Genomic DNA, 3543 nt, shown 5'->3' with positions numbered 1-3543 from the left:
GAAGCGTCTCGGAAGCCCGGACCGCCTTTTGAGCATGCGGGGGATCGCCTTCAAATCCTCTTCGAGAACACCCCCGACGGGGTTTTGATCTGTGAAAGTTTGGGCGACGGCATGGATTTTCGGATTCTGGACTGCAATCCATCTGCAGAAACTGTCACCGGCCATTCCCGTTCCGATCTTGTCGGCAAGACCCTGTTGCAGATCAATGTTGCCCTGCGAGGCTCGGCGTTGATTCGATCCATGCGGCATGCCTGGCAGACCAGAAGCGCCGTCCGACTTGAACCATTTTTCTATCGGGGGGCGCTAGTCTCGGCCTGGCTTGAATCGATCGTGTTTTGTCTTTCTTCGGGAGAGGTGGCGGTCATATTTAGGGATGTCGGCAGGGACGTCCAGGCCAGGCAGGCTCTGCGCAAGAAAGAGGAGCGCCTCAACCAGGCCCTCGAGGCTGCCGGGGATGGCCTTTGGGAGTGGAATCTTGCCTCCAATCAAGCCCATTTCAGCCCATCGTTTTATGCCATGCTAGGCTATGCTCCCGGGGAATTTCCTGCCGGGTACGAGTCGTGGAGAAATCTCATCCATCCGGACGATCTGGAGGCCACCGAGCGAACCATCCGTGTCCATGCGGCCGAGGGGACGAGGTTCAGGGCCATCTTTCGGGCCCGATGTCGGGATGGGAGCTGGAAATGGGTGCAATCGCGAGGCAAGGTCGTCCAGCGCGACGAGCAGGACTGTCCGATAAGGATTGTCGGACTTCAGACCGAACTTGAGGATTTGACGGACGGGCAAGGAGACGGGACGACCTACGCCCGGAATTGTAAACTCCAGACTCCGGATCCTGTCCGCCGCCCTTGAGCCTGCTCCCGGGTTCTTGATCTTTTCGACCTAGGGCAGTCGGTCCCAGACCTTATGAGCGGTCATCCAGGCCAAAAGCTTCCGATGTCCGGCCGGGAATGCGTACCTCTCCAGTTCGCTGGGCCTTACCCAGGCGTATTCCTGGGCAGCGGTCAGGATTGGCTTCATGTCTTCGTTTTCTGTGAATCTGCATGCGAAACACTCCAAGGTGACACGGTGGCGTGTGTAGACGTGACGTGTCATGGTCAGGTATCCGGTCACCTCCACACAAAATCCCGTCTCCTCCAGGTATTCCCGGACAACCGAATCCGCAGGCTCTTCTTCCGGTTCGACAACTCCTCCGGGAAATTCCCACAATCCACCCCAGACGTCGTCGTCACATCGTTTTTGGATGAATATGCGGTTTTCGTGGAAAAGGATTCCGGTGGCCATGCTGATGTGGATTTTTTCTCTCTCTGGAGTTTTCACCGGACGAAGGGGCACGGTCCGGGCTGTAAGGGCCCGGCAATAAGCGTCGACGGGACAGCGATCGCAATTCGGAGATTTTGGCCGACAGATCAAGGCCCCGAGTTCCATTATGGCCTGATTGAAGTCTCCCGGGGCGTCCGGGTCGAGCAGGCCCTCGGCCAGGCTCTCGATGGTTTTTCGGCCGTCCCGCGAGGCCATGTCCATGTCCAAATCGAACATTCTTGACAAGACCCGGCGGACGTTGGCGTCGACGACGGCCACGGGTCGGCCGAAGGCGATGCTGGCCACGGCGGAGGCCGTGTACGGTCCAACTCCGGGCAGATGTCGAAGATCCTCCACCGTGTCCGGAAAAATCCCCCCGAGTTCAAAGACCACAATACCAGCCGCCCTGCGCAGATTTTTGGCCCGGGAGTAGTACCCCAGGCCTTCCCAGGCCTTGAGAACCCTATCCTCGGATGCCGATGCCAGGGAGCGGATGTTCGGGAACAGATCCATCCACGCCTTGAAATACGACATGACCCGTCCGGCCTGGGTCTGTTGAAGCATGGTTTCGGAAATCCAGATCGGGTAGGGATCGCGTGTCGCCCGCCAAGGCAGGGAACGTTTGAAGGCCCGGTACCATGACTGCAGAGCGGCTCGGATCTCTATGCTTGTCGAGGACATGTAGTCTCCCTGTTTCGAGGCTCGACGTTGTCGCCATGCGGGGCTACCTGCGCCTCGGGTCGGGTGTCAAACTGAATCGGTGAGCTTCTTTTGGAATTGGTTCACCGCGGCGCAAAAGGCCGTGTCATCTTCACTGCCGGCCACAGTCGAGTTTTTTCCACTCCGGATTTACATCGCGTTTTTCAAGGAGTATCAATGACATTTCTTCACCCACCATCAGGCCGGCCAGATGTCGTTTTCAGGGCGGCGGCCTTTGGAAACCGGCAGGTCTGAAGGGGGCGGCTCCAACGCAGTTCAGGGGGTGGATATGTCATCGGCATCGAAGAAAGTCATCGAGGCTTTGCTTGAGCAGGCGGGGATAGGCCTCGGGGGCCGGAAACCCTGGGATATTCAGGTCCACGACGACAGGCTCTACGACCGGATCTTGCGGGAACAGAACCTCGGACTTGGCGAGGCCTATGTGGAGGGGTGGTGGGATTGTCCGCGACTGGACGCCTTTTTCCACAAGGTGCTCTCCGCCGGACTCGACCGCGAACTCAAGCGCCATCTCAAGCTGCTTTTCCTGGCCCTGTCGTCGGCCCTGCTCAATTTCCAGACCCGCCGCGGGTGCCGCGAGGTGGCCCATCGGCACTACAATTTGGGCAACGATCTTTTTACGGCTTTTCTCGACCCCTATCTTCAATACAGTTGTGCCCTATTCAAGGAAACCAGGGAACTGGACGTGGCCCAGCTCAGGAAACTGGATCTCATTTGCCGCAAGCTCGACCTCGGCGAAGAAGACAGGGTTCTGGACATCGGCTGCGGGTGGGGCGGCCTGGCCAGATACATGGCCGAGAAGTACGGCTGTCACGTGACCGGGGTGAACATCGCCAGGGAGCAGATACATTTTTCCCGGGAATTTTGCGCCGGGCTTCCCATTGAGATCGTCGAGACCGACTATCGGGACGTGCGAGGGACATTCGACAAGATCGTGTCTGTGGGCATGTTTGAGCACGTCGGATCCAAAAACTACCGAACGTTCACGCGCCTGGTGCATTCCAGGCTCGCCGAGGACGGGGTTTTCCTCCTGCACACCATAGGCTGCAATGTCAGCCGTACGGGGTGCGACCCATGGATCACAAAGTACATTTTTCCCAACGGCATGCTCCCGAGCATCGCCCAGATATCCAGGGCTGCGGAAGGGCTTCTGGTCATCGAGGATATCCACAACATCGGTCCGCACTACGACCCCACTCTCATGGCTTGGAACGAACGTTTTCACAACAACTGGGACGCCATTCGGGGTCGCTACGGCGAAACCTTTCGCCGGATGTGGAGCTATTATCTCCAATCCTGCGCCGGAGCGTTCCGGGCCAGGGACATTCAGGTCTGGCAGATTGTCATGACCAAGACGGGCCGGAATCAGCCGCCCTGTCGTTGAATGGGTAATCGAAACGGCTCCAGGCGATGCGGTGCCGAAGACGGCCTTATTCTCGGCTGTTTCGGCAAGACGTAGTTTTTTCCAATTCGGTTTCGACCATCCGGGAAAATTCCTTCAGCATGCCCGGCAGGGCCTTCAAA

General features: G+C 58.2%; 3 protein-coding genes. 2 read left to right on the top strand and 1 reads right to left on the bottom strand.

Going from position 1 to position 3543, the window contains the following annotated elements; translation table 11 throughout:
- Positions 1 to 852 (top strand): PAS domain S-box protein (locus EOM25_13155; GenBank protein NCC26122.1); only part of this gene is annotated, 852 nt, incomplete at its 5' end.
- Positions 853 to 882: 30 nt separating this feature from the next.
- Here EOM25_13155 and mutY read toward each other — a convergent pair.
- Positions 883 to 1983, bottom strand: coding sequence for an A/G-specific adenine glycosylase (mutY, locus tag EOM25_13150; protein ID NCC26121.1), 1101 nt, complete (start codon positions 1981 to 1983; stop codon positions 883 to 885).
- A gap of 307 nt (positions 1984 to 2290) precedes the next feature.
- On the opposite strand from mutY, the gene EOM25_13145 reads away from it, so the two are divergent.
- Entirely contained in the window at positions 2291 to 3403 is a 1113-nt protein-coding gene (locus EOM25_13145) for a cyclopropane fatty acyl phospholipid synthase (GenBank protein NCC26120.1), read from the top strand.
- The last annotated feature ends 140 nt before the right edge of the window (positions 3404 to 3543 follow it).

The sequence above is a fragment of the Deltaproteobacteria bacterium genome, from assembly GCA_009929795.1.
Taxonomy (GTDB): domain Bacteria; phylum Desulfobacterota; class Desulfovibrionia; order Desulfovibrionales; family Desulfomicrobiaceae; genus RZZR01.
The sequence above is the reverse complement of the archived record's forward strand: the minus strand, read 5'-3'. Positions and strand labels throughout refer to the sequence as shown.

Coding starts and splice junctions, on each gene's coding strand:
- mutY (NCC26121.1), bottom strand. CDS start 1,983: ATGTCCTCGACAAGCATAGAGATCCGAGCCGCTCTGCAGTCATGGTAC.
- EOM25_13145 (NCC26120.1), top strand. CDS start 2,291: ATGTCATCGGCATCGAAGAAAGTCATCGAGGCTTTGCTTGAGCAGGCG.